Consider the following 23,149-nt stretch of genomic DNA (forward strand, 5'->3'; position numbering starts at 1 on the left):
TGGAGAACAATTTTTGAAGATCTACCTTGTTGGCGGCGCAGTGCGCGACAGACTTTTGAATCGTCCAGTCACCGAGCGTGACTGGGTAGTGGTTGGGGCAGATGTAGATAGAATGCAGGATCTCGGATACAGCCCAGTCGGCAAAGATTTTCCAGTATTCCTACACCCTGAGACCGGTGAAGAATACGCGCTCGCTCGCACCGAAAGAAAGAGCGGACACGGCTATGGCGGTTTTACCGTTAACGCCGATGCCAATATCACCCTGGAAGAGGATCTCCTGCGGCGAGATCTCACTATTAATGCCATTGCAGAAGACACCGACGGCAAGCTAATTGACCCCTACGGCGGGCAGAAAGATCTGGAGGCACGGCTTTTGCGCCATGTTTCCCCTGCTTTTGCCGAAGACCCGCTAAGAGTTCTGCGAGTGGCCCGCTTTGCCGCCCGCTACCATCACCTTGGCTTTAGCGTTGCCCCTGAAACCATGATACTCATGCGCCAGATGGTAGAAGCGGGTGAAGTGGAATATCTGGTGGCCGAGAGAGTCTGGAAAGAGGTAAGCCGGGCGCTTACCGAGCCAGACCCCGATATTTTTATTCGAGTACTGCGAGACTGCGGTGCCCTCTCGGTACTGTTACCAGAATTAGAGAATTTGTTTGGTGTTCCCCAGCCGCCCAAACACCACCCCGAAGTGGACACTGGAGAACACGTACTGCTAGCCCTGCGCGCCGCACCGGCAGAGCTCCCCTTGCGTTTTGCAGTACTGCTACACGACCTGGGCAAAGGACTGACTCCCGAGGAGATTCTCCCCAGTCACCACGGCCATGAGGCCGCCGGCGTGCCCCTGGTAAAGGCCGTCTGTGAGCGCTGGCGTACCCCAAAAGACCTGACTGCACTAGCTGTCGGGGTCTGCGAATATCACCTGCATTGCCACAGAGCCTTCGAATTGCGCCCACAGAGCATTATGAAGATGATCCGCAGTCTGGATGCCTTTCGACGTCCCGAACGATTTGAAAACTTTCTTCGCGCCTGTGAGGCAGATGCCCGAGGTCGTGAGGGGCTGGAGAATCGAGATTATCCACAGGTGGAATTTTTACGCGCCGCTCGAGATGAGGCAGCGGCAGTAACTGCCGAGGAGTTGATTAAACAGGGCTACCAGGGTGCGAAACTGGGGCAAGCATTGGACCGGGAGCGTATCAAGGCAATCGCCAAAGTAAAGGATGACTACATTGCGTAATGTGTTGATTACCGGTGCCGCCGCACGCCTGGGCCGTGCTATTGCTGAGGAGCTACATAAAGATCACAGAGTTGTTATTCACTATCGCAACTCGGCTGATGCTGCCAAGGCCCTGGCAAACGAGCTGAACCAACTTCGCCCCAACTCTGCCATAGCGTTGCACAGTGAATTGAATAGCGCCGAAGCCTGTTCCAATCTGGCCCAGCGTGCACAAGAGGCCTGGGGCGGTATTGATGTTCTGGTCAACAATGCCTCAGCATTTCACCCCACACCTGTGGGAAAGGCGACCGAGGAGGACTGGGATCGGCTGGTAGGCAGCAACCTCAAAGCCCCCTTCTTTCTCACTCAGGCCCTGAAAGAAACACTCAGCCAACAGCTGGGTTGCGTTGTTAATATGGCGGATATTCACGCCGAGCGCCCGATGCCCAAGCATACTATTTACTGCGCCGCCAAGGCTGGGCTGGTAATGCTGACAAAAAGCCTCGCTCTGGAGCTATCGCCCCAGATTCGGGTCAATGCAGTCGCCCCCGGTGCCATTCTTTGGCCAGAACAAGAGGCAACTAACGAAGCCAAGAAAGCAAAAATCACCCAGCGCATTCCTTTGGCTCGAACCGGTGACCCCAGTGATATCGCCAAAACCGTGCGCTTCCTTGCCTGTGATGCCCCCTATATCAACGGTCAGGTTATTGCCGTTGACGGCGGCCGCAACCTTAATATCTAGGGCAGTCCAACCAATATCTAAAAAAGTTCAACAACGGGGCTTCACTTCAATTTCACCGACACTCTGTCAGAATGTTTTGTAACTTCCTCTGCCACAAGAGATTTGCCGGTGCGCTCACTGAAGATATTGTTGATTGAAGATAACCCCACTATCGCCCGCCAGCTTGCCGAATTCCTACATGCTGAGGGCTGGCAGATAGATTATGCCCACCGGGGTCGCCAGGGCTTACAGCTGACCCTGGAACAAATCTTCGACCTGATCATTCTCGACCTGGGCCTGCCGGATATGGACGGCTTAGAGGTCTGCGAAAAGATCAAGGCACAAGGGCCAGTTAACATGCCAATTCTGATGTTAACTGCCCGAGATGCTCTCGCAGATAAAGAACGCGGATTTGGTATCGGTGCCGATGACTACTTATGTAAGCCCTTCGAACCAAGGGAACTGATACTGAGATGCCGCGCCCTGGCACGTAGACACCAGCTGCATACCAGTGAAGAAATTAAGGTCGGTGATTTACACATAAACCAGCGCCAGCAAACGGCCTACCGGGATAAACAACCTCTGCCCCTGACAACTATCGGTTTTCGCATTCTCACTATGCTCGCCCAGGCGTCGCCAGCACCAGTAAGCCGCTCGGCAATAATCCACCATATTTGGGGTGATGAACCCCCAGAAACAGACGCCTTAAAATCCCACATTTATAATCTTCGCCAAACACTGGATAAGCCTTTCCAGGCCCCTATGTTGAAAACCATCACCAATCTCGGTTATCAGTTGGAAATTCCCAATGCGCGAAACCAGTAATTTACAGAGGAAGGTCTTCGCTATTTTTGGCAGTTTTACCCTGCTGCTATGTTTGGTGTTTTTTGCCATTTGTATGATGGTGGCCTATGTAGTTGAAGACCATTTACTCGATAACTTATTGGCCGGAGAAGTCCGCTACCTCGAACAGCAGGCAAGACTGACTAATGCGACCCCAGAGCCACGCCTACCCTATTTAACGCTATACACTGAAAACAAAATAATACCGGCCGAACTGCGCACTGCCCTACCAAGCTATGCAGAAAAGGCTGAGTGGTTTAGTGATACTGAACATCACTTCCATTTACGCAGAGTACATTTTCCAGACAACCATTCCGCCGTTCTCGTAGCTGAAGTCAGTGAATTGCTCACTGTTACCCGACAATCTTCAAAGCTTCTCTGGCTCTTTGCCAGCGCCTGTATCTTGACCCTACTCTTAGCCCTCTATTGTGCTTTTCGTATTTCCCGTAAAACCATCGCGCCTGTAGTAACCCTCGCTAAAGCAGTTCAGCAGCAGAGAAACTGCGATTCTCAAATTTCCCTGCCCTATAACAATGAACAAGATGAAATCGGTTATCTCGCAAGTACGTTGCAAGATACACTTAACCAGCTCAAGCTAACATTGCGCAGGGAAACTGAGTTTACCCGGGATACAAGCCATGAGTTGCGCACCGGGCTAACCATTCTGAAAAGCACACTGGCTCTCAGTCAAAATCGGGAAATGACTTTAGCTGAGAAAAATGAGCTATTAGAAACGGTTACCGGTATGGAAAAAACCGTTAAGACACTATTAGCCCTCGCCCGCTCTGAGTCTCTACAGTCGGAAGATATCCCATTGTGCGCTTTACTAGAGGAACGTCTTTTAGCTCAACACCAGTTAATTGTACAAAAGCATTTTAATGTTGATTTAAAGTTAGGGCACAAAGTCAGAGTTCTGGCCAATCGACACCTGGTAAGTCTGCTCTTCGACAACTTAATCAGCAATGCATTACAGCACGCTACCAGCACTGAGTTGGTTATTACTTATAAGGGGGACACACTCTTTTTTGAGAACGCCACAGACAACCAATTAGATCTAGAAACCTCCCTCTTACCCGGCCAAAAAAGGGAAGGCAGTGATGGTATTGGTCAAGGCCTTTTCCTGGCCAAGAGAATCTGTGAAGCCTTAAATTGGACCATCTCAATCCAATGTCGAAACAATACTTATCAGTGCGCTCTGTCTTTTACACAGTAGCGTTCTAAGATTCAAATTTTTACCGTATGCGCTCGATATGCACAGTGAATCGGCATCCATACCTTATACGATCTCGAGTGCAGCTTTTTCTTTCTTCCTAAATAGCAATTACAATCTCACCTGAATTTCACCTTCCATCCCTTATTCTCCTACGAACTCACTAGAAGATTTTCCGTCTACTACTGCAATTTTGGAGATTAATATGTTGAAGAAAATTGTTATTTCCCTGGCACTGACTTTGTCCGTATTTTTTGGTTTTATTATTTGGATTAAGGGCCTAATTCCACCCCAAGAGCAGGACTTTTCCACTACGACAGTAAGTGACCTGCCGTATTTACAACAATTACCCAGGGAAAGCCGAGGAAAAATCTTAGCTGTTGTCACCAGTACTGAAACGATGGGAGATAGTGGCAAGGCAACTGGTTATGAATTAACTGAACTGGCACGCCCCTATTACATCTTTTCAGCCAACGGATTTATTATCGATATTGCCAGTCCCAAAGGCGGCAAACCGCCTGCGGTGATCGATAAAGATGATCTGGGGCCTTTCGACTATGCCTTTCTCAATGACCCGGAGGCACAACAAAAGGTCAACAACAGTATTCCTATCGATCAGGTATCAGCAGAGGATTACCAAGCCGTATTTTTTGTCGGCGGTAAAGGCACTATGTTCGATTTCCCTGACAATCCCCATATCCAGTCCCTGGTGCGGGAAATCTATAACAGCGGCAAAATTATCGGAGCGGTATGCCACGGGCCAGCAGCCCTTGCCAATGTCACCCTGGATAATGGCAAGCTCTTAATCGCCGATCGGCAGATCAGTGCTTTTACTAACGAAGAGGAGCTTTTTCTTATCCCTGACGCCGAGCAACGATTTCCATTCCTGCTTGAGGATCGCTTACGTGAGCAAGGCGCGTTTTTTCAGGCTGGGCCCACTTACCTAGAACAAGTCAGCGTGGATGGCCAGCTTATTACCGGGCAAAACCCCTGGTCCACCTGGCTGGCGGCTGAGAGTATGGTAAGCGCGATGGGGTACACCCCTGTTCCACGCCAAATCACTCCGGCGGAGCAGACCGTCAAATTACTACTCACTTATGAGCAGAGTGGCTTTACCGAGGCCACAGAGAAATTACAAAAGCTTCAGAAGAAGGGGAAAATAGACCAGCGCCTACTGGCCATGCACGGAGTTGTCTCTGTTATGCGTTGGGAGCCGGGCAGGGCTCTGGACATAATCAGACTGCTGTACAAGAGCCAGGATTGATTGAGCCCCTCAAAAAGCCAACTAGCCAGCCTGATCCAGGGGCTGGCCATTTTCATCCACAAATAATACATCGCGAATACTGAGTTTTTGTCCCTGGGCATTCTGCACAGCCACTTCGGAGATAGGCTCACCACTGTTTTTATCGACCAGATGCATCCCATCTTTATTGCCGTTCCAGCGCAGATTCCACTGGCGTAGGGCGATTACCACCGTAAACAAGTCCCGACCTTTTTCCGTTAAGCGGTACTCGTAACGAGTGCCGTGTTCACCCGCATCAAAGCGCACCAGAACCTCGTTTTCCACCAGACGGGATAACCGATCCACAAGGATATTTTTGGCAATTCCCAGGCTTCTTTGGAAATCCACAAAACGGCGGGTACCCAGCATCGCTCGCTTAATTATCAGCAGGGACCACCAGTCCCCTACCTCATTCAGGGCGCAAGCCAGGGAACAATCCAGATCATCAAAGCGTTTACGTGACATATAGGGAGCCTCTAAATAACTCCGTGATACCTCTGGCATGCAGAGCGGTTCACAATCAAGGCGCGGCTTCGCAGGAATGTCTAGACCTTTCAAGAAGTCGCAACGCGGAGTGTGAATCGCTCTGCAAGCCCCGAAGGGCGGGCCTTGAAGGCCACAGCTGCTGCGTTGCAGCTCTTGCAAAGGACTGAGCCATTCGCGGCGAGCTGCGCCTAACATCTGAAGCCTTCAAGACCCGCAGAGGCATTACGGAGTTATTCAGAGGCTCCCTAGACCAGTATACCGGGAAAAGAGTTGCAATACGAAACCAGATATTGAACTCAACCTTAAAATAAGGTCTTATAACGCAACCGTTTTAATTGTGACCTAGTGGGACCAGTGAGTCCCAGTGTTGAATCGAGACATTCAGGAGAGAAATATGAGTGGTTCCCTGGACAACCTACTGCGTCCTTTCGAGCATAAATCCCTCAAGCTACGCAACCGGGTCGCAATGGCCCCCATGACACGCACTATGTCACCGGGCTATTCAGCCAATGACCAAGTGGCCGGCTATTACCGCCGTCGAGCTGAAGGTGAAGTGGGACTGATTATTACCGAAGGCACCTTCGTTAATCATAAAGCTGCCAACGGCTACGAGAATGTACCGGCAATCTACGGTGAAGCCGCTCTCGCCGGCTGGAAAAAAGTGGTAGACGAAGTACACGCTGCCGGTGGCCAGATTATCCCGCAGTTATGGCACGTAGGCTCCGTGCGCAAAGAGGGCATAGGCCCGGATAAATCAGTGCCCGGCTACTCCCCCTCAGGCCTGTTCAAACCCGGCAAGCCCAATGGCCAGTCGATGAGCAAAGAGGACATTCGGGAAGTTGTACAAGCTTTTGCAGACGCGGCGAAAGCAGCCAAGGAAATTGGGTTTGACGGCGTAGAGATTCACGGCGCCCACGGCTACCTGATCGACCAGTTTTTCTGGGAAGGTACCAACCAACGCGATGACGAGTACGGTGGCTCCATCGAAAATCGCACCCGCTTTGCAGTGGAAATTATCAAAGCGGTACGTGAGGCCGTAGGCGAAGATTTCGCCATAGTGCTGCGCTACTCCCAATGGAAGCAGCAGGATTACGAAGCCAAGTTGGCGCAAAACCCGGAAGAACTGAAACGCTTCCTGACTCCGCTAGTTGAAGCCGGCGTTGATATTTTCCACGCTTCTACAAGACGCTTCTGGGTGCCAGAATTTGAGGGTTCTGATCTCAACCTGGCAGGCTGGACCAAAGAGCTGACTGGAAAACCAGTAATTTCTGTCGGCAGTGTCGGCCTTGACGATGATTTTATCGGCGGCAATAACCAGGGCATGGGCGGCACTGCCAATCCTACCGATTTAAGCGAACTAACTCGCCGTATGGACAACCAGGAGTTCGACCTGATTGCCGTTGGCCGCGCACTATTACAAGACTCACACTGGTTCGCCAAGGTACGTGAAGATCGCGCGGAGGAAATCACGCCGTTCACCAAAGAGGCGCTAATGAGCCTGAGTTAATTTTTACTGATAAAAAAAGCAGCCTCTAAAGGCTGCTTTTTTATCTACATTTTTTAACAAATTATTGGAATCACGGCCAAATAAATTCTACCGGCCACAATTTTTGTGAAGCCTGGTCGTACTCATTCCACAGCTGACGGTAAGTTTTCTGCTCGATCGGATGCAATACTTCTGGAGCAATCTCTGCCAAAGGCTGTAAAACAAAAGCATTTTTTACAATCTCACCTCTAGGCAATTTCACTCCATCGATAGTCCCCGTAAGTTGATCATAGGTAAGAATATCAATATCCAGGGTGCGCGCACTGAATTTAGGTCCAGAGCGCAGGCGGCCGTTGGCATCTTCGATACCACGCAGACACAGGGCCAGCTGCCCTACCGGCAGGTCAGTTTGTAGTCCCACCACCAGGTTGTAAAAATTATCCCCAGGGAATCCTACCGCTTCGCTCTCGAAAACCTGGGACACCTCCAAGTCGCCAAACTGCCCTGCAAGGGCATCCAGCGCTGCGCGGATATATTGCGCGCGATTGATATTACTGCCGAGGCTGAGATACACCTGAGCCACGTTTACACTCCCGCAGACATCGCTGCTGCACCTTTTGCTGGCCTTTCGCCACGCTCAATAATGACACCCACATCCCTGGACCCTCGGACCGCACCCGGCTTGGACAAACGCAGTCGCAGCCAGCTTACGGAAAACTCTTCCCTGACAATTGCCGCAGCCTGTTCCGCCATAGTTTCCACCAGCAGGAACTCGCTGCTTTCAATAAAAGCGATCAAGCGCTTGGCCACTGCCTTATAATTCAGTGTGTGCTCGATATTGTCTGTACGCGCCGCCTCGCTGATATCGAAAGCCATTTCTATATCAAGGCTGACGGTCTGGCGTACTTCACGCTCCCACTCGTAAATACCGATAATGGTATTCACCTTTAAATCCCGTATATAAACAATATCCATTTATCGGCTCTTTTCTTTTTACTGCCAGGATGCCCCTGGGATTTCTTAAAGTTCGGTCTTGGGCAATTCTGTCATTGGCCAACGTGGACGCACATCAACTGCAAGGCTCGTCTGTTCTCCGGCTTGCAAACGCAAACTACCGGCATAGGCGATCATAGCGCCGTTATCGGTGCAAAACTCATGACGGGGGTAGTAGACGCTGGCACTATCCTTGCGCAGGCTCATTTCCAAACGTTCACGCAACAATTTATTCGCGGAAACCCCACCGGCAATTACCAGAGTTTTATAACCAGAGGCTTTAATTGCACGACGACATTTAATCACTAGAGTATCCACGACCGCCTCTTGGAAGGCTGCCGCAATATCCGCACAGGTCTGTTCATCCGGCAGGCCATCTTCGAGGGCGTGCTGACGCACAGTGGTCAGGGTGAAGGTTTTTAAGCCCGAAAAGCTGAAATCCAGCCCCGGTCGATCCGTCATAGGGCGAGGGAAGGTAAAGCGCTTGGGATCACCTTTTTCAGCCAAGGCTGCCAAACGCGGACCACCAGGGTAGTCCAGATCGAGCATCTTGGCGGCCTTGTCAAAAGCTTCACCAGCGGCATCGTCCAGGGATTCCCCCATCAGTTCGTAGTCGCCAAGACCGCGCACTTCGACCAATTGGGTATGACCACCAGAGACCAGCAAGGCCACAAAAGGAAAAGCCGGTGGATTGTCCTCCAGCATCGGAGCTAATAAATGCCCCTCCATATGATGTACAGCCACAGCGGGCACCCCCCAGCCATACGCCAAGGCGCGGCCGGCACAGGCGCCCACCATCAGGGCGCCAACCAAGCCTGGACCGGCGGTATAAGCTACTCCCTCCAAATCGGATGGCTTGGTATTGGTCTTCGCCATTACCTGCCGTACCAACGGCAACAGCTTGCGCACATGGTCGCGGCTTGCCAGTTCAGGGACTACACCGCCGTAATCGGCGTGCAGGTCAACCTGACTAAATAGAGCATGGCCGAGCAGACCGGACTCAGAATCGTAGATAGCGACGCCAGTTTCATCGCAGGAAGTTTCTATACCGAGGACGCGCACTTGATTTCATTCTCGTGACTACTTCGAGGGGCGGTTATCATACTGGAAAATGGGGTTGCGATCCCGTATAGGAGTGTTTAGAATTTGCGCCCTCGCTGTGAACCGGCCACCGGATGCAACTGCGAGAGCATTGCCGGAATGGCCGAGAGAAACGAATTTTAACAGGTATCCTAATGCCCTCTGTACGAATCAAAGACAACGAACCTTTCGATATCGCTCTGCGCCGCTTCAAGCGCTCCTGTGAAAAAGCAGGCGTACTGTCTGAAGTACGTCGTCGCGAGTTCTACGAGAAGCCCACCGCTGTTCGTAAGCGCAAAGCTGCTGCCGCTGTTAAGCGTCACGCTAAAAAGCTTCAGCGCGAAAACCGCAAGTTCCAGCGTCTCTACTAAGAGCCGCAGGCTGAATAAGCCTGTCGCAGCGAGGCGGCCGGACGGGCTTAGCCCGTAGCGGAGCTATAAAGAACGGCGTGCGAGCCCTACTCGCGCGCCGTTTTTCGTTCTGCCAACCGCATTCTCCATGCTCGGCGGACGCGCTATCCTTAGCGCTCAACCCAATAAACCACAATCAATGCCAATCCCGGAACACTCACTATGAGCACTCTCAAGGACACCCTGACTCAAGCGACCAAAGACGCAATGAAAGCACGCGACAAAGAGCGTCTTGCCACCCTGCGTTTAATCAATGCTGAGATCAAACGAGTTGAAGTGGATGAGCGCATCGATCTGGATGACGCGCGTATCCTCGCTCTGCTGGACAAGATGACCAAACAGCGCCGCGACTCCATCACCCAGTATGAAAAGGCCGGCCGCGCCGAGCTGGCTGCAGTGGAACAGGCGGAGATCGAAGTCATCCAAGAGTTCCTGCCCAAACAGTTGACCGAAGCGGAGATTAGCGAAATTGTCGCTTCCGCCGTGCAGAGCACCGGGGCCAGCGGCATGGCCGACATGGGTAAAGTGATTGCCCAGGTGAAGCCTCAGGTTCAAGGCCGTGCAGATATGGGCGCAGTCAGCAAATTGGTTAAGGCCCGACTGGCCTAACGCCCAGCCGGATTACAGAAAAGTATGCCCAGCAAGATTCCCCAGCACTTTATCGACGACCTGCTCGCCCGCGCAGATATCGTCGAGCTGGTGGACAGTAGGGTAAAACTGCGTAAGACCGGAAAAAACTACTCCGCCTGCTGCCCCTTCCACGACGAAAAAACCCCCTCTTTTACCGTGAGCCCAGACAAGCAGTTCTACTACTGCTTCGGCTGCGGCGCCAACGGCAATGCCATCGGCTTCCTGATGGAATACGATCGCCTGCCATTTCCCGAAGCCGTGGAAAAATTGGCGGCCACCCGCGGCTTGGAAGTACCCAGAGAGGCATTGGCTCCCGGGCAGGAAAAGCGCCAGAGGGAAAGCCAATCCCTGTATCAACTGACGGAAAAAGCTGCAGAATTCTACCGAGAACAACTACGCAACCACCCTGCGGCAGGTAACGCAGTGGCCTACTTGCGCAATCGCGGATTATCCGGGGAAATCGCCCGAGATTTCGACATCGGCTTGGCACCACCGGGCTGGGACAACCTGCTCAATGCCCTGGCCGACACTCCCGAAAAGGCCGACCAGCTTGAACTGGCTGGACTCGCCATTCGCCGCCAGGACAGTGACGGCAACAGCAAACCAGGCGGGCGTCACCACTACGACCGCTTCCGTAACCGCATCATCTTCCCCATTCGCGACCAGCGCGGCCGCACCATCGCCTTTGGCGGCCGGGTATTGGGGGACGAAAAGCCCAAGTACCTCAACTCCCCGGAAACCCCGATTTTCCACAAGAGCCGTGAACTCTACGGCCTATGGGAGGCGCGCCAGGCCAATCGCAACTTAGAGCGCTTGATCGTGGTGGAGGGCTATATGGATGTAGTGGCCCTGGCGCAGTTCGATATCCGCTACGCCGTCGCCACCCTTGGCACCGCCTGCGGCGAAGAGCACATTCAGCTGGCCTTTCGCCATACTAGTGAATTGCTATTCTGTTTTGATGGTGACCGCGCCGGCCGCGCCGCCGCCCGCCGCGCACTGGAATCTGCCCTGCCCCAGATGCAGGACGGCCGCAGCCTACGCTTTTTGTTGCTGCCGGAAGGAGAAGACCCGGACACTCTGGTGCGACAACTGGGTGGAGAACGTTTCCAGCAACTGATAGAAGAGCAGGCTCGCCCCCTGGAGGACTTTCTCTTCGACCTGCTCAGCGAAGACATCAACCTCCAGACCATGGACGGCCGCGCGCGCCTGTCCAAGCTGGCCGCCCCACTGCTGGATTTGCTGCCAGGAGGCGTATATCGCCAACTGATGTTCCAGCAGCTGGCCTCGCGTACCGGACTCGACAAAGACACTCTGCAGGAGGTGATTCACGCAGAGAAAGCTCGCAACACCCAGTTACAGCAAGCACAGGCACAGCCAACTGTCACCGGCGCACCCCTCTCTACCGAGCAGGATGAGGAACTCCAACACCGCACCCCGCCGGAACCCTGGCCCCGCGAAGACGAATCTGAATATTCCCCCACACTTGGGGACAGCCCACGCCGCACCGGCCAGTATCGCCTACCTCCTGAACGTATGCTAGTAGCGCTGATCCTCCACCACCCCGAGCTGGCCACGCAGATTGAGGACTTGCAACAGTTCCTCGGCGCCGACAACCCAGACCTGCTGCTATTTGCCCAGCTGGTGGAGCTTTTCAAGAGCCGCCCACAACTTAACTTTCGCCAATTGATCGGCCACTGGCGCGCCCATCACGGCGCCGAATCCAGCGATATTCTGGCTAAGCTGGCGATATCTCCCCTAGTTTCCGGGGTTCGTCACCTAGCCCAAGGCGATAGCAACCTGGAATACGATCCCCAGGCTGAATTTAACGACTGTCTACGTCACCTAGAAAAATCCGATGCCAAGCAGCGCAATCGCGATCTCTTGGCCCAGTTAAAAGCCGGTGCCCAGCTCAGCCAGGAAGAACAACTGGCTTTATTGGCCAACTGGCGCAGAAAAGACAATTAATCTGCAATAACCCCTTGAAAACTGCGGCCTCAACACTATATTCACTCACCCCGCCGGGCGGGAACGGGAACCTCAGCACCCTAAAATTCACACCAGAGCCGTTGCTTGACAGCTAGAGTGGTTATTGCTAGTGCATATACGCTATAATCCCGCGTCTTTGTCCCGTATTTTCATCCCCAGAATTCAGGGTTGTGCATGACCGACAAAACCCAGCAACAAACCTCCCGTATCAAGGAGTTGATCGCCCGCGGTAAAGAGCAGGGCTATCTCACCTATGCCGAGGTAAATGACCACCTCCCGGAAGATATTTCCGATCCCGATCAGGTGGAAGACATTATTGGCATGATCAACGACATGGGTATCAAGGTGTTCGAAAGCGCACCAGATGCCGAAGAGTTGTTGATGGCCGAGGGTGACAGCTCCGCCGACGAAATCGCCGCAGCCGAAGCCGCCGCCGCACTGGCCGCAGTTGAGTCTGATGTAGGCCGCACCACCGATCCGGTACGCATGTATATGCGCGAAATGGGCACCGTAGAGCTGCTCACGCGCGAGGGCGAAATCGCCATTGCCAAGCGTATCGAAGAGGGCCTACGCGAGCTGATGGCCGCCCTCGCCTACTGGCCTGGCGCAGTACAGCAAATCATCGATGAATACGCGCTAGTCGAGAAAGAAGAGCGCCGTATCCCCGATGTCATCGCCGGCTGGCTCGACCCAGCAGAAGATGTGCCCCCCGGAGCCCAGGCTGGCCAAGCCGCTGTAGTAAGCGACAACAGCAGCGAGTCCTCTGAAAACGAAGGCGAAGAGGACGATGACTCGGACGACGCCGACGATTCCTCCAGCGAGGAAGAAGAGGAAAACGCCGGCGGTCTCGACCCAGAGGAGCTGGCCGAGCGTATGAATGCGCTGATCGTCGCACAGAAAGCCGCCGATGAGGCCATCGCCGCCCACGGTCGTGACTCCAAGGAAGCCGGTACTGCTTTGGAAGCCGTCGCCGAGGTATTCCGCTACTTCAAACTGGCACCACGCCAGTTCGATCCTCTCTACGGCGAAGTTCGCGATATTCTCGATAGTGTGCGCAGGCAAGAGCGCATCACTATGAATTTGTGCATTAAGCGTGCACGTATGCCGCGCAAGACCTTTATCAAGGAATTTCCCGGCAACGAAACCAATGAAGAGTGGATCCCCGCGATCATCAAAAAGAAGCGCGACTACTCTGACGCCCTGCGTCATGTCGTAGACGATATCGTTCGCGCGCAACGCAAGCTGGCCCAGTGCCAAGAGCGCTCCGGTCTAGACGTAGGCCAGATCAAAGAGATCAACCGCCGTATGTCCATTGGCGAGGCCCGCTCCCGCCGCGCTAAAAAGGAAATGGTTGAAGCCAACCTACGCCTGGTTATCTCTATCGCCAAGAAGTACACCAATCGCGGCCTACAGTTCCTGGACCTGATTCAGGAGGGCAATATCGGCCTAATGAAGGCCGTGGATAAGTTCGAATACCGCCGTGGCTATAAGTTCTCCACCTACGCCACCTGGTGGATTCGCCAGGCTATTACCCGCTCTATCGCAGACCAGGCGCGCACCATTCGTATCCCGGTACATATGATTGAGACCATCAACAAGCTCAACCGTATCAGCCGCCAGATGTTGCAGGAAATGGGGCGCGAACCCACTCCGGAAGAGCTGGGCGAGCGTATGGATATGCCGGAAGACAAGGTGCGTAAAGTTCTCAAGATCGCCAAGGAGCCCATTTCTATGGAGACTCCTATCGGTGACGATGAAGACTCGCACCTGGGTGACTTTATTGAGGACCAGAACCAGTCCTCCCCGGTGGACACCGCCACCCAGACCGGCCTGCACGACGCCACCCGCTCCGTGCTCTCCGGTCTGACCGCGCGTGAAGCCAAGGTATTGCGTATGCGCTTCGGTATCGACATGAACACCGACCACACCTTGGAAGAGGTGGGTAAGCAGTTCGATGTAACCCGTGAACGTATCCGCCAGATCGAGGCTAAGGCCCTGCGTAAGCTGAGGCACCCATCCCGATCAGAGCACCTGCGGAGCTTCCTCGACGAGTAAGCCCCCACGAAAAAGCCCGGTTCGACCGGGCTTTTTTATGTGACACAATCATGACCGCCCGCAAGGGTCTACGGATGGCAGGAGAGCAGCATGCAAAAAGAAGTCGCCAATAAACCGGAAGAGTCTGAAGAAGTCGCCAACAAGCCAGGCAAAAAAGGCATTGCCCGCCTGATTGCCGCCGCCAAATATTCAAGCGAAGGTCTCAGCGCCGCCTGGCGTAATGAGGAAGCCTTTCGTATTGAAGTTATCCTCGCTATCTTCTTTGTCCCTTTTGCCCTATGGGTAGGAGACACCCCGGCTGAACGCGCCGTATTGATAGCTGTTAGCCTGGTGGTATTGCCTTTGGAGCTTATCAATAGCGCTATTGAAGCCACTGTGGACCGCATAGGAGCTGAGAAGCACCCACTAGCCAAGATCGCCAAAGACACCGGCTCTGCCGCAGTAGCGGTGGCCCTGCTAATGTGGTTTATCGTCTGGGGTTGTATTGTGATTCCCAAGTTGCCGATTTAACCGCACTACTTGAAAATCGTTAATTATAAAAAAGGGAGGCTACGTCTCCCTTTCCATAATCTGAACAATGGTACTAACTAACACCAACAAGCTGAACAGCCGTACCAACAAGCTCAAAATGGGATATCCATCCCTTACTTTCTAGACTGGGAAGTTAAAATTTAAAGACCGCTCAAATAATAGCTACTGAGATTGACGTTGTTGTGCAAACACCGCAAGAAGAAATTTCTGCCACAAAGGCATTGATTTGAAAGGAAAAATCTTGTACTTTTCCCAACCGCTTGCAACGATACCCGCAAGCAAAGTGTGGGCCCTTAGCTCAGTTGGTTAGAGCATCCGACTCATAATCGGCAGGTCCTGGGTTCAAGTCCCGGAGGGCCCACCATTTTAATCCCCAATTAACCCCTTCTCATGTGAGTGTAACGATAAGTTGTCGCAATACGACATTTTATGGTAACTATCACCTAACATCTCACAGAAAATCAAGCAGTTACGCCTGTGTGACAGCTTATGGTCCCTAAAGAAAAGTTCACCTTTCGCTAAATACCCCATAAGTTGTCATGTTTTACGGGATTGCTTTGGTACATTCCTGGAGCAGCCCCTTCGTGTACTTTCACAATACCTTTTAATCGCTTTCTCTTTAGCTAGGTTTAACTGCCTTTGGGATATCCCCAGAAAATCAGTAGACTTAAGTTCCGCCATAATATGAGGCCAGTCCAACGGGCGTTTTTTTGAAGCACAACGTTGAACTGCCAAGTTCATTTTATACTGCAGCGAGCTCTTGATACGTTTACGGCGATCCATTTTCAACTTTTCATACAGTTTGGAAACACTCTTCAACTCTTCCCGAAAGGCGTTTTCAAGCATTCCTGTACTAACCCCGAATTTCTTAGCAATTTCAGATCTAGCCTCCGGCTCCCTCTTTCCAGCCAAGGTCTCATTTAGATATCGTGAAATATCTGGCAAGTGTACCCGTAAGTCCTTTTTAACATTAAAGTTAAACTGCTTTGTCAGGTACCCCACGGACTGCAGAAGATCCTCCAGCCTACCAAATAAAAGACTCATTCTAGGCAACTGAAGCCCGTCGACTATTTTTGCCAAAGACTCAACTGAAACACCATGCCTATAAGAACACCAGTCTTTAAGTGTCATATTATTTATCCCAAAACACTCTGCCAAAGTATTTAGCCCATCAGCTCCTCCTTTATCTACAAGACCCCTTAAATTTCTGGATAGTATCTTTAGATCAAACTGGGAAATTTCAGTTGCTCCCGGTATAAAAATATCCATTTTTGCTAGATAGCTCTCTGCTTCAGCTTGGCTATGGCCATCTAAGTCGCAAATGATATGAGGTGCTTTCGTGAGAGAGGTGCCACAGTAATGGCAAAAACCAGGCTCATATTTATTTGATATAAATGGTTGACGTTGATAACAAACCCCACAGCAATAAGAGAGACTGCAAAGGTGCTTCGCACAATACTGGGAGATCGCGAGAGACCAATAAAGTTCATCGGCAACTTTCGCCTCAGATTCAGGACGTTTTATTTCCATTGATTCACGATAACATTGGGCACACCACTTCTTTTCCTTGGCAATAAACCCATGTGCCATCCTATCCAAAATATCACTTAAGTATACAAAGGATGACGGCCAGCCAATTTTCTTTCCAGTAATAGTCTCCAAGCGATTTGTGACTATTTCAGATTTAGCTGTTAATGAATTGCAAAAATTAGCTACATCTCGACCAAGACCTATACCATGTGAAGCATTATTCTGAAAAACAACATCTGATATAAATTTCGATGGATGCATTCGATATTTCCAGGAAATTCTTGCCATTAATGAAACATTTGACTCCGCCTCGACTCCCTCGTGAATTCTTATAAGGAACGGTGTAATCCTGTGATTTAAGAAAGGAATTACTCTCATCTCAACCCACCTTATCTCTTGTAGGAGAGCGCTGACCTGGGTTCTTGCCCCTAGAGGAGTTAGGCTTGTTGTTTCTTTTTTTCTCTGGCTTCCCTCCTAAAATATCCCAAATTTCATCATCACCCGGCTGTCTAAAGAAGGCTTCACCCTCTCGAATAGCTTCCGCAATAGTTTTTATTTGACTATTTTTCAGTCTTGTTTTATCGAGATGCTTGACAGTAAGGACTTTGTCTTTATCCTTCAAAGCCAAATTTAATGCTCTGCCTAACCATTCTTTTAAAATGCCAATACACCCACAACTCCCCATGAAAACAGCCTTAGCATTCTTAATAAGACTTGGCTCCATCATGATCGGCATATAAGCTAGTAGCCCTGAATAGGCTGAACTAAATTTAGCGACATCTCCCGGTCGTCTTATCGAGTAGGCAGGATAGTCCATAATTCCAACTCGCCGCGCTAATTGATCACTCATATCTAAAGAAAAAGAAATCTCATAAGTCCCAAGACCTACGAATCTACAACCGCTTCTGTTAGAAATGCCTTTGAGTATATCCATATTTTTTTCTCCAGACTGCCCACCATATTTAAAGATATGCTGGACTTCATCTACGATGATGTACTTTACACCGTAGTCTCGAATTCTGGAGAGAAAGTCTCTTTTTAAGGATATTTCATTTCTATTTTGAGAAAGGTACTTCCTCCCAATATTGGAACCTTCAATTTTGGGGTGGCCGTATATCTTTATATTTTGTAACTCACCCATAGCATTAAGAAGCTCTGAATAGAAATCTTTCCAGGAAAACTTGCTCCCCCCCAAGACATCAGCTTCAACATAGATCATTGGCAATTCATTCACCTGCTCATTCATTACATCTACATTCTTATAGGCTTCTCGCATTAAATATTCAGAAAGGCATGTTTTTCCAACACCTGTTGGCCCTTGAACTAGAACAACATCCTTTTCCGATGAGTCGAAAAAAAGTTCCTGAAGATGGTCATATGCACAATTAACAGCATCATGTCTCATGAAAAAGCCTGATTTAAAGTAATCAATCTTTTCCGTGTCACTGGCACTCTTCAAGCCTTCGGGAAATTTTGCATTTGGATGCCACATATTTAAACCTCATCATCTGAATCTGGGATAGATATATCCCAGTCAACTGATGACCACTCATCACACCCTGACCCTTCCAAACTAGGGGTGGCAAATTTATCATTATCAACTTTACAGTTATTACTTAATGAACCGGAGCTAAGCTTCCTTTTCTTGAGTTTAGCTTTTGCATCTTGATTTAGCTCTTCAACAAAACCTGCTAGATCTGCTCGACTAGTATCTTTTGATCTTTCATTGATATAGAGAGTCTGACGAGCTACTTCGGCGAGAATAGCACCCTCCAGCTCATCTACACGGCGATGTTGTGGCTTGGTTGCCTGGAAACGTATCCATCTATTTTGGTAAAAAACAAAGATATAATTGAGATCAAATGGATCAAACCGGATATCCACTGCAATACTTTCTCGAGAAGCAGATTTCAAACAAATATGCCAATAGCGAACTCTATTAACCTGAATCGCATGATTTCTCTTCAACTTTGTACCACTGCGTAATGGAGGCAACAGAACATTCATAAGAAAAATCTCATTAAATTCAATTTTTCTAGAGCAGCTAAGACCAAACCTTTCGATTGATTTATCACGTATTTGGGCAGGAGATAACCCACCGGCTTTGATACTCTGTTGATTAAACTTATCTATATACTGTAGAAGCCCATGATAAAAATCTACTGGCTCCCAAATAGAAAGGTTTTTAGGGTTATGGCTCTTTGAAACCTCTCTAATATTTTTCGCTAACTTATTGCTCCCACTTAGGTTGTCTAGAAATATCGTATTCAATGAACCAAAGTTACGCTCAACTGCCGACCCACTCCTTGGTTTTCCTTCTCTTGAAATTATCGTAGTCCTATAGCGGGCCATTAAAGTTTCAAAGTAAATGCTTTGAAATTCCTTTCCTCCATCAACCACAACAGCTTCGGGAAAGATCTCATGAGTTTTTACCATTAATCGTAGCGCCGACATCACAGAGATATTGGATGGATGCCTAAATGAAAGATAACAACTCAGAACATAACCTGAGTATTCATCAACTATGGTAGTTAACCAAGGCTTTCCAAGATGCACACCCTCGACCGAAACCAACTGCAAATCAATCTGCGTATGATCTATATGACAGCGCTGTAAAAAACGATTAACTCCAATTAGAGGAAGCTCTTTATGCTTCCCATCCATACCCTGATAGGCTGTATATTGATAGGCACTTTTTGCACCCTCTCGGACTTTCTTTGAAACTTCCTCTGCTATAGGTAGGATTCTCCTCCTAACAGATTTTTTAGAGGGCGGAACTAGTCCTCTCTCTTTACATTCTCCACAAATTAACCCATAAATATGTGGGAAATTTTGACTGTCGCTATTAAGGAAGTTGGACTCTATGGTTTGCTGAATAATCAACTCGAGTTCTTCAGGAAGTTTTTCTACATAATTACCTTTCTTATGGTGTTCAGGCTGCAGGCCATCGATCCCTTTCTTACGATAAGCACTTAACCAACGTTGCAGTGTACGTACGCTAATATTTGCTTTACTTGCCACATTTACAACACTCTCCCCAGCCAGGACAGAATTAACTAAATTAATACGCGCCAGGCTCTCCTCAATTTCTTTAGGTGAAGCATCTAGGATGATACGGTCACGTACAAATTCGGAAGTCTTCTGAGTCATTACCCCTTCTAGCTGGTTTGGTTCAGCAGCGATTAAAACTCTCTCTGGTTCATTTAGTCGACAATTCCGCAAGTCAATATAAAGTGACTGTTGAGCTATTGCCTGCATCACTTTATCGCGCGTAACTCCAGCTATTGAGCCTTCAAGTACATTGAAAGGCTGTGGACCTTTGGCCAGAAGTAACTCCTTACAAAGAGTCCATAAACGTTGATCTTCCTCAGAGGTCATATCGGGAAGGTAGTTATAAAGCAGTGCAAGATTATCTATGTAGATGGGGTTGATTTCTTTGTCACTTACTATCCGGTACGCTAGCCCAGTACCCTCTAAATAATCTGCCATCGGAGGGATCTCGAAGCATTTTAACTCTTCGTTCCATTGATAGCGGCCAGGTGTTTTACTGGCCAATTTCTGCAAGGCGTCAAACGGCTTACACTCTTCAAAACCAATAAAATCCTCAGCGATGACAAAAAAGTCCAGTGTCGTAGGCACCCTTACATAACGCTTGCCGCTACGGTATGACAGCACTACCTTGTGAAAGGGCTGATCCCAGTACCCCAGTACTTTGGGGTCGAACTCCTTTAGGTAAATGGAGGATAGTTCTAGTGTCCGACTCTCAGCCTGGATGGTGAGCCCCATCTTGTGACTAGGAAAGCGACTAGTGATGTTAGGCCCCATGGAGCGAGTTCGAACCCGACGCGCAGGCGGGTTGGATATGATTTCTTCCACAACCCTCAACCCTGTCTCAGTAACGCCTTTTGACTGACAAAAGGTTAAGTAACGCTCAAGATTTTGTAGTTCTTCCGACATAAAAGCTCCTACGAGACTGAGGGCAGCCCGATAATTAAGCAGCAGCTACCCTCGAACTCTCAGCTCGTGATACGTATTGCTTGACGGAAAACTGATAGAGAAAGATACTCAATGTGCCTATACGAAGAGCAATCTTCCCTAAAAGCCGGAATCAAGCGATTGATTTCGGTTTTTTTGTTTGAATTCAATTCATTTACTGACTTCCTTCCAATCAGCCTTCAAAGCAGAAACTGCCAGATAGCATTTAAACTACTATAAATTACACACCTACATCATACGCCATGATGCATAGAGTCACGAATAAAAGTAATTTGACGCCCGCTTCAAGCCGATTGATGCAAAAACTCTTGCTGCCCGTTGTCCTATCAAGCTAATATTTATGCATCAATGCCATTACTGCATAAGAATATGAATCTACTAGGCCCATTAGCCACGATCAGAGCGGGGCACGCTTTCCGAACAAAACTCATCGACGATCCAGGAAGTGAGACTCGTGTATTACAAATGAGGGACATTGACCCTTCTAATGGAGTGGATTGGCAGAGTGTTGTTAGGTGTCAGCCTGTCGGAGTAAAAAAGGAGTGGTTACGCACAAGCGATATCCTCTTAGTCGCCCGGGGGGGACGTAATTACGCTTACTATCTTGACGAGCAGCCACTATTTCCAACTCTGGCTGCCCCACATTTTTTTCATATCAGTCTGAGGGACTCAGCCAAGCAGATATTGCTGCCGGAATTTCTTGCCTGGCAACTTAACCAACAACCTGCCCAGGACTATTTTAAGCGCAATGCTGAGGGGTCTACTTCTAAAAGTATTCGGCGTACTATCGTTGAGAACACACCCATTATTATTCCTTCAATGTCACGCCAGAAGACCATATCCAGACTTCACACTGCTGTTGTTAGCGAACGTCGGCTCGCAGAACAACTGATTACGAACGGTGAAAATCTAATGTCCCGGATTTGTGCCGACCTTCTCAAAGAGGCTAATGAAGAAGACCGCATCAGAGGGTTACTTTATGACTGACAACATCAAGCAGGAGATGATCAATAAAGCTTTATGGGCTGCCTGCGATACCTTTCGCGGCACGATCAGCGCTGATTCCTACAAAGATTTCATCCTGACAATGCTATTCCTCAAGTACATCTCAGATGTCTGGCAGGATCACTACGAAGCCTACCAAACTCAGTATGGTGACGACTCAATATTAATTGAGGAGAAGATGAGGACCGAACAGTTTGCACTCCCCAGAGAGGCAAACTTTTATACACTGTTCGAAATGCGCCACGAACCAGACAATGGAAAACGCATTGATCAAGCACTAAAAATCCTTGAAGAAGCAAATTCCGGCATGCTGAAAAGCGCGGGGAAGAGGGTATTTCAAGACATATCTTTCAATACTGATAAGCTGGGAGAAGGCAAACACAAAGACCTTATTCTCCGTCATTTATTAGAGGACTTTGCAGGCCCTCAGCTCAACCTCAAGCCATCTCGTGTTGGTGCACTAGATGTGATAGGTAATGCCTATGAGTATCTGATCAGAAATTTTGCTGCTAGTGGTGGGCAGAAAGCAGGAGAATTTTATACACCACCAGAAGTTAGTGACTTATTGGCAGAATTACTCGACCCACAGCCTGGCGACGACATTTGCGATCCGACTGCTGGTTCCGCATCATTGCTATTGAAATGTGGGCAAAAAATATTTACCAATCATAAAAGCAATAAATATAAGTTGTATGGCCAAGAGGCCATCAGCTCTACTTGGTCATTGGCCAAAATGAACATGTTTCTACACGGTCAAGATAACCACCAAATTGAGTGGGGCGATACGATCCGTAATCCGAAGCTATTGGATCCCCATGGCAACCTATTGCAGTTTGATGTTGTTACTGCCAATCCACCATTTTCACTTGATAAATGGGGCTATGAAGAAGCCGCTCATGATGAATTCATGCGTTTCGAGCGAGGCTTACCGCCAAAAACGAAGGGGGATTACGCTTTCATTCTCCATATGGTCAATACCCTAAAGCCAGAAACTGGCAGAATGGGTGTGGTTGTCCCGCTTGGAGTACTCTTCCGTGGTTCTAATGAAGCTGTTATCCGAAAAGACTTAATCGAAGAAAATTTGCTTGATGCGGTAATTGGCCTCCCTGAAAAACTCTTTTACGGCAGCGGCATTGCCGCAGCAATCCTTATATTCAAAAAGAAAAAAACGAATACTAATGTAATTTTTATTGATGCTTCTCGAGAATACAAAGCTGGCAAAAATCAGAACCTGCTATCTAAAGAGAACATTGACAAGATTCTTGAGGCCTACAAAAATGCTGCAGATATGGATAAATACTCCCATATCGCAACTCTCGAAGACATTCGGAAAAATGGCTACAACCTTAACCTTCCACGCTATGTTGATAGTCTAAAAAAGAAAGAGGAAGGTACTTTTTCCGCCATATATTCGGAGCGTAAGAAGTTAAAATCCCAGCTAACCGAAGCAGAAAATGAGATAACAAGTCTACTAAGAAGACTTGGCTATGTCACCTAGGCCGCAACTTTAATATTATGGCAAGATGAAAATATGCTTTTTTATCTTTAAAAATCTAGATCTCGAGGTAATGTTGGCCTTCTATATTGAAGGCCAACGGCAACTATTCTTTCCAAAAAATCAAAAATTTAATTTCACTCTACTAACAAGCTATTAAAAGTTGATAGAGTAGATTTTTTACCTATGGTGCAGAG

General features: G+C 49.2%; 20 protein-coding genes and 1 tRNA gene. 14 read left to right on the forward strand and 7 right to left on the reverse strand.

The features are described from left to right. Positions 1-13 precede the first annotated feature (13 nt). From ACJJH9_RS17955 to ACJJH9_RS17975, 5 genes are all read left to right on the forward strand, one after another. Complete coding sequence (locus tag ACJJH9_RS17955; protein WP_444923565.1) at positions 14-1,234, forward strand: multifunctional CCA addition/repair protein; 1,221 nt, start codon at positions 14-16, stop codon at positions 1,232-1,234. Beyond that, positions 1,218-1,955 carry a pteridine reductase gene (locus ACJJH9_RS17960; RefSeq protein ID WP_444923566.1) on the forward strand — a complete coding sequence of 246 codons (738 nt, stop codon included), beginning with the start codon at positions 1,218-1,220 and terminating at the stop codon, positions 1,953-1,955. Before ACJJH9_RS17955 ends, ACJJH9_RS17960 begins: the two co-directional genes overlap by 17 nt. 108 nt (positions 1,956-2,063) lie before the next feature. Next, complete coding sequence (locus ACJJH9_RS17965) at positions 2,064-2,759, forward strand: response regulator transcription factor (RefSeq protein WP_444923567.1); 696 nt, start codon at positions 2,064-2,066, stop codon at positions 2,757-2,759. Next, complete coding sequence (locus ACJJH9_RS17970; protein ID WP_444923568.1) at positions 2,743-3,990, forward strand: sensor histidine kinase; 1,248 nt, start codon at positions 2,743-2,745, stop codon at positions 3,988-3,990. The genes ACJJH9_RS17965 and ACJJH9_RS17970 overlap by 17 nt, the downstream gene beginning before the upstream one ends. 202 nt (positions 3,991-4,192) lie before the next feature. Beyond that, on the forward strand, positions 4,193-5,251 hold the full coding sequence (locus tag ACJJH9_RS17975) for a type 1 glutamine amidotransferase domain-containing protein (protein ID WP_444923569.1): 1,059 nt from the start codon (positions 4,193-4,195) through the stop codon (positions 5,249-5,251). Positions 5,252-5,272: 21 nt separating this feature from the next. On the opposite strand, the gene ACJJH9_RS17980 is transcribed toward ACJJH9_RS17975, so the two are convergent. Further along, positions 5,273-5,734, reverse strand: coding sequence for a winged helix-turn-helix transcriptional regulator (locus ACJJH9_RS17980; RefSeq protein WP_444923570.1), 462 nt, complete (start codon positions 5,732-5,734; stop codon positions 5,273-5,275). Between the two features lie 415 nt (positions 5,735-6,149). On the opposite strand from ACJJH9_RS17980, the gene ACJJH9_RS17985 reads away from it, so the two are divergent. Continuing rightward, complete coding sequence (locus ACJJH9_RS17985; RefSeq protein ID WP_444923571.1) at positions 6,150-7,262, forward strand: NADH:flavin oxidoreductase; 1,113 nt, start codon at positions 6,150-6,152, stop codon at positions 7,260-7,262. 70 nt (positions 7,263-7,332) lie between these two features. Here ACJJH9_RS17985 and folK read toward each other — a convergent pair whose 3' ends face one another. Genes folK through tsaD form a run of 3 tightly spaced genes read right to left on the reverse strand, consistent with a single transcriptional unit; the run spans position 7,333 to position 9,296 of the window. Next, entirely contained in the window at positions 7,333-7,824 is a 492-nt protein-coding gene (gene folK, locus ACJJH9_RS17990; RefSeq protein WP_444891460.1) for a 2-amino-4-hydroxy-6-hydroxymethyldihydropteridine diphosphokinase, read from the reverse strand. Positions 7,825-7,826: 2 nt separating this feature from the next. Then, positions 7,827-8,216: a dihydroneopterin aldolase gene (gene folB / locus ACJJH9_RS17995; protein WP_444887906.1), complete on the reverse strand. Its 390-nt coding sequence runs from the start codon at positions 8,214-8,216 to the stop codon at positions 7,827-7,829. A 45-nt stretch (positions 8,217-8,261) separates the two neighbouring features. Next, the gene (tsaD, locus tag ACJJH9_RS18000; protein WP_444923572.1) at positions 8,262-9,296 is read right to left on the reverse strand and encodes a tRNA (adenosine(37)-N6)-threonylcarbamoyltransferase complex transferase subunit TsaD; all 1,035 of its coding nucleotides are present in this window, start codon (positions 9,294-9,296) and stop codon (positions 8,262-8,264) included. Positions 9,297-9,469: 173 nt separating this feature from the next. On the opposite strand from tsaD, the gene rpsU reads away from it, so the two are divergent. The 6 genes from rpsU to ACJJH9_RS18030 all read left to right on the forward strand — a co-directional run bounded on the left by rpsU (position 9,470) and on the right by ACJJH9_RS18030 (position 15,290). Further along, positions 9,470-9,685 (forward strand): 30S ribosomal protein S21, encoded by a 216-nt coding sequence (gene rpsU, locus ACJJH9_RS18005; protein ID WP_020411530.1) that lies wholly within the window; start codon positions 9,470-9,472, stop codon positions 9,683-9,685. A gap of 201 nt (positions 9,686-9,886) precedes the next feature. Beyond that, positions 9,887-10,333 (forward strand): GatB/YqeY domain-containing protein, encoded by a 447-nt coding sequence (locus ACJJH9_RS18010; protein ID WP_444883624.1) that lies wholly within the window; start codon positions 9,887-9,889, stop codon positions 10,331-10,333. 24 nt (positions 10,334-10,357) lie between these two features. Beyond that, entirely contained in the window at positions 10,358-12,319 is a 1,962-nt protein-coding gene (gene dnaG / locus ACJJH9_RS18015; RefSeq protein WP_444923573.1) for a DNA primase, read from the forward strand. 195 nt (positions 12,320-12,514) lie between these two features. Beyond that, positions 12,515-14,395, forward strand: coding sequence for an RNA polymerase sigma factor RpoD (rpoD, locus tag ACJJH9_RS18020; protein ID WP_444923574.1), 1,881 nt, complete (start codon positions 12,515-12,517; stop codon positions 14,393-14,395). Between the two features lie 90 nt (positions 14,396-14,485). Next, the gene (locus ACJJH9_RS18025) at positions 14,486-14,905 is read left to right on the forward strand and encodes a diacylglycerol kinase (protein ID WP_252084337.1); all 420 of its coding nucleotides are present in this window, start codon (positions 14,486-14,488) and stop codon (positions 14,903-14,905) included. Positions 14,906-15,213: 308 nt separating this feature from the next. Then, positions 15,214-15,290: transfer RNA gene (locus ACJJH9_RS18030), tRNA-Ile, on the forward strand. Between the two features lie 173 nt (positions 15,291-15,463). Here ACJJH9_RS18030 and ACJJH9_RS18035 read toward each other — a convergent pair. The 3 genes from ACJJH9_RS18035 to ACJJH9_RS18045 all read right to left on the reverse strand — a co-directional run bounded on the left by ACJJH9_RS18035 (position 15,464) and on the right by ACJJH9_RS18045 (position 20,413). Further along, positions 15,464-16,717: a hypothetical protein gene (locus ACJJH9_RS18035; protein WP_444923575.1), complete on the reverse strand. Its 1,254-nt coding sequence runs from the start codon at positions 16,715-16,717 to the stop codon at positions 15,464-15,466. 118 nt (positions 16,718-16,835) lie between these two features. Beyond that, on the reverse strand, positions 16,836-17,948 hold the full coding sequence (locus ACJJH9_RS18040; RefSeq protein ID WP_444923576.1) for a TniB family NTP-binding protein: 1,113 nt from the start codon (positions 17,946-17,948) through the stop codon (positions 16,836-16,838). 2 nt (positions 17,949-17,950) lie between these two features. Then, positions 17,951-20,413: a TnsB C-terminal domain-containing protein gene (locus ACJJH9_RS18045; protein ID WP_444923577.1), complete on the reverse strand. Its 2,463-nt coding sequence runs from the start codon at positions 20,411-20,413 to the stop codon at positions 17,951-17,953. Positions 20,414-20,917: 504 nt separating this feature from the next. Here ACJJH9_RS18045 and ACJJH9_RS18050 point away from each other — a divergent pair. Together ACJJH9_RS18050 and ACJJH9_RS18055 are read left to right on the forward strand one after the other, a co-directional pair. Then, a complete protein-coding gene (locus ACJJH9_RS18050) occupies positions 20,918-21,439 on the forward strand; it encodes a restriction endonuclease subunit S (RefSeq protein ID WP_444923578.1) in 522 nt (173 codons plus the stop codon). Beyond that, positions 21,402-22,955: a type I restriction-modification system subunit M gene (locus ACJJH9_RS18055; RefSeq protein ID WP_444923579.1), complete on the forward strand. Its 1,554-nt coding sequence runs from the start codon at positions 21,402-21,404 to the stop codon at positions 22,953-22,955. Before ACJJH9_RS18050 ends, ACJJH9_RS18055 begins: the two co-directional genes overlap by 38 nt. Positions 22,956-23,149 lie beyond the last annotated feature (194 nt).

The sequence above is a fragment of the Microbulbifer mixtoriginis (SeqCode) genome (genome assembly GCF_052466715.1).

Excerpts from the sequence above, each read along its gene's own strand:
- ACJJH9_RS17960 (WP_444923566.1), top strand. The coding sequence starts at position 1,218 with ATGACTACATTGCGTAATGTGTTGATTACCGGTGCCGCCGCACGCCTG.
- ACJJH9_RS17970 (WP_444923568.1), top strand. The coding sequence starts at position 2,743 with ATGCGCGAAACCAGTAATTTACAGAGGAAGGTCTTCGCTATTTTTGGC.
- ACJJH9_RS17975 (WP_444923569.1), top strand. The coding sequence starts at position 4,193 with ATGTTGAAGAAAATTGTTATTTCCCTGGCACTGACTTTGTCCGTATTT.
- ACJJH9_RS17980 (WP_444923570.1), bottom strand. The coding sequence starts at position 5,734 with ATGTCACGTAAACGCTTTGATGATCTGGATTGTTCCCTGGCTTGCGCC.
- ACJJH9_RS17985 (WP_444923571.1), top strand. The coding sequence starts at position 6,150 with ATGAGTGGTTCCCTGGACAACCTACTGCGTCCTTTCGAGCATAAATCC.
- folB (WP_444887906.1), bottom strand. The coding sequence starts at position 8,216 with ATGGATATTGTTTATATACGGGATTTAAAGGTGAATACCATTATCGGT.
- rpsU (WP_020411530.1), top strand. The coding sequence starts at position 9,470 with ATGCCCTCTGTACGAATCAAAGACAACGAACCTTTCGATATCGCTCTG.
- ACJJH9_RS18010 (WP_444883624.1), top strand. The coding sequence starts at position 9,887 with ATGAGCACTCTCAAGGACACCCTGACTCAAGCGACCAAAGACGCAATG.
- dnaG (WP_444923573.1), top strand. The coding sequence starts at position 10,358 with ATGCCCAGCAAGATTCCCCAGCACTTTATCGACGACCTGCTCGCCCGC.
- rpoD (WP_444923574.1), top strand. The coding sequence starts at position 12,515 with ATGACCGACAAAACCCAGCAACAAACCTCCCGTATCAAGGAGTTGATC.
- ACJJH9_RS18025 (WP_252084337.1), top strand. The coding sequence starts at position 14,486 with ATGCAAAAAGAAGTCGCCAATAAACCGGAAGAGTCTGAAGAAGTCGCC.
- ACJJH9_RS18035 (WP_444923575.1), bottom strand. The coding sequence starts at position 16,717 with ATGCATCCATCGAAATTTATATCAGATGTTGTTTTTCAGAATAATGCT.
- ACJJH9_RS18040 (WP_444923576.1), bottom strand. The coding sequence starts at position 17,948 with ATGTGGCATCCAAATGCAAAATTTCCCGAAGGCTTGAAGAGTGCCAGT.
- ACJJH9_RS18045 (WP_444923577.1), bottom strand. The coding sequence starts at position 20,413 with ATGTCGGAAGAACTACAAAATCTTGAGCGTTACTTAACCTTTTGTCAG.
- ACJJH9_RS18050 (WP_444923578.1), top strand. The coding sequence starts at position 20,918 with ATGAGGGACATTGACCCTTCTAATGGAGTGGATTGGCAGAGTGTTGTT.
- ACJJH9_RS18055 (WP_444923579.1), top strand. The coding sequence starts at position 21,402 with ATGAAGAAGACCGCATCAGAGGGTTACTTTATGACTGACAACATCAAG.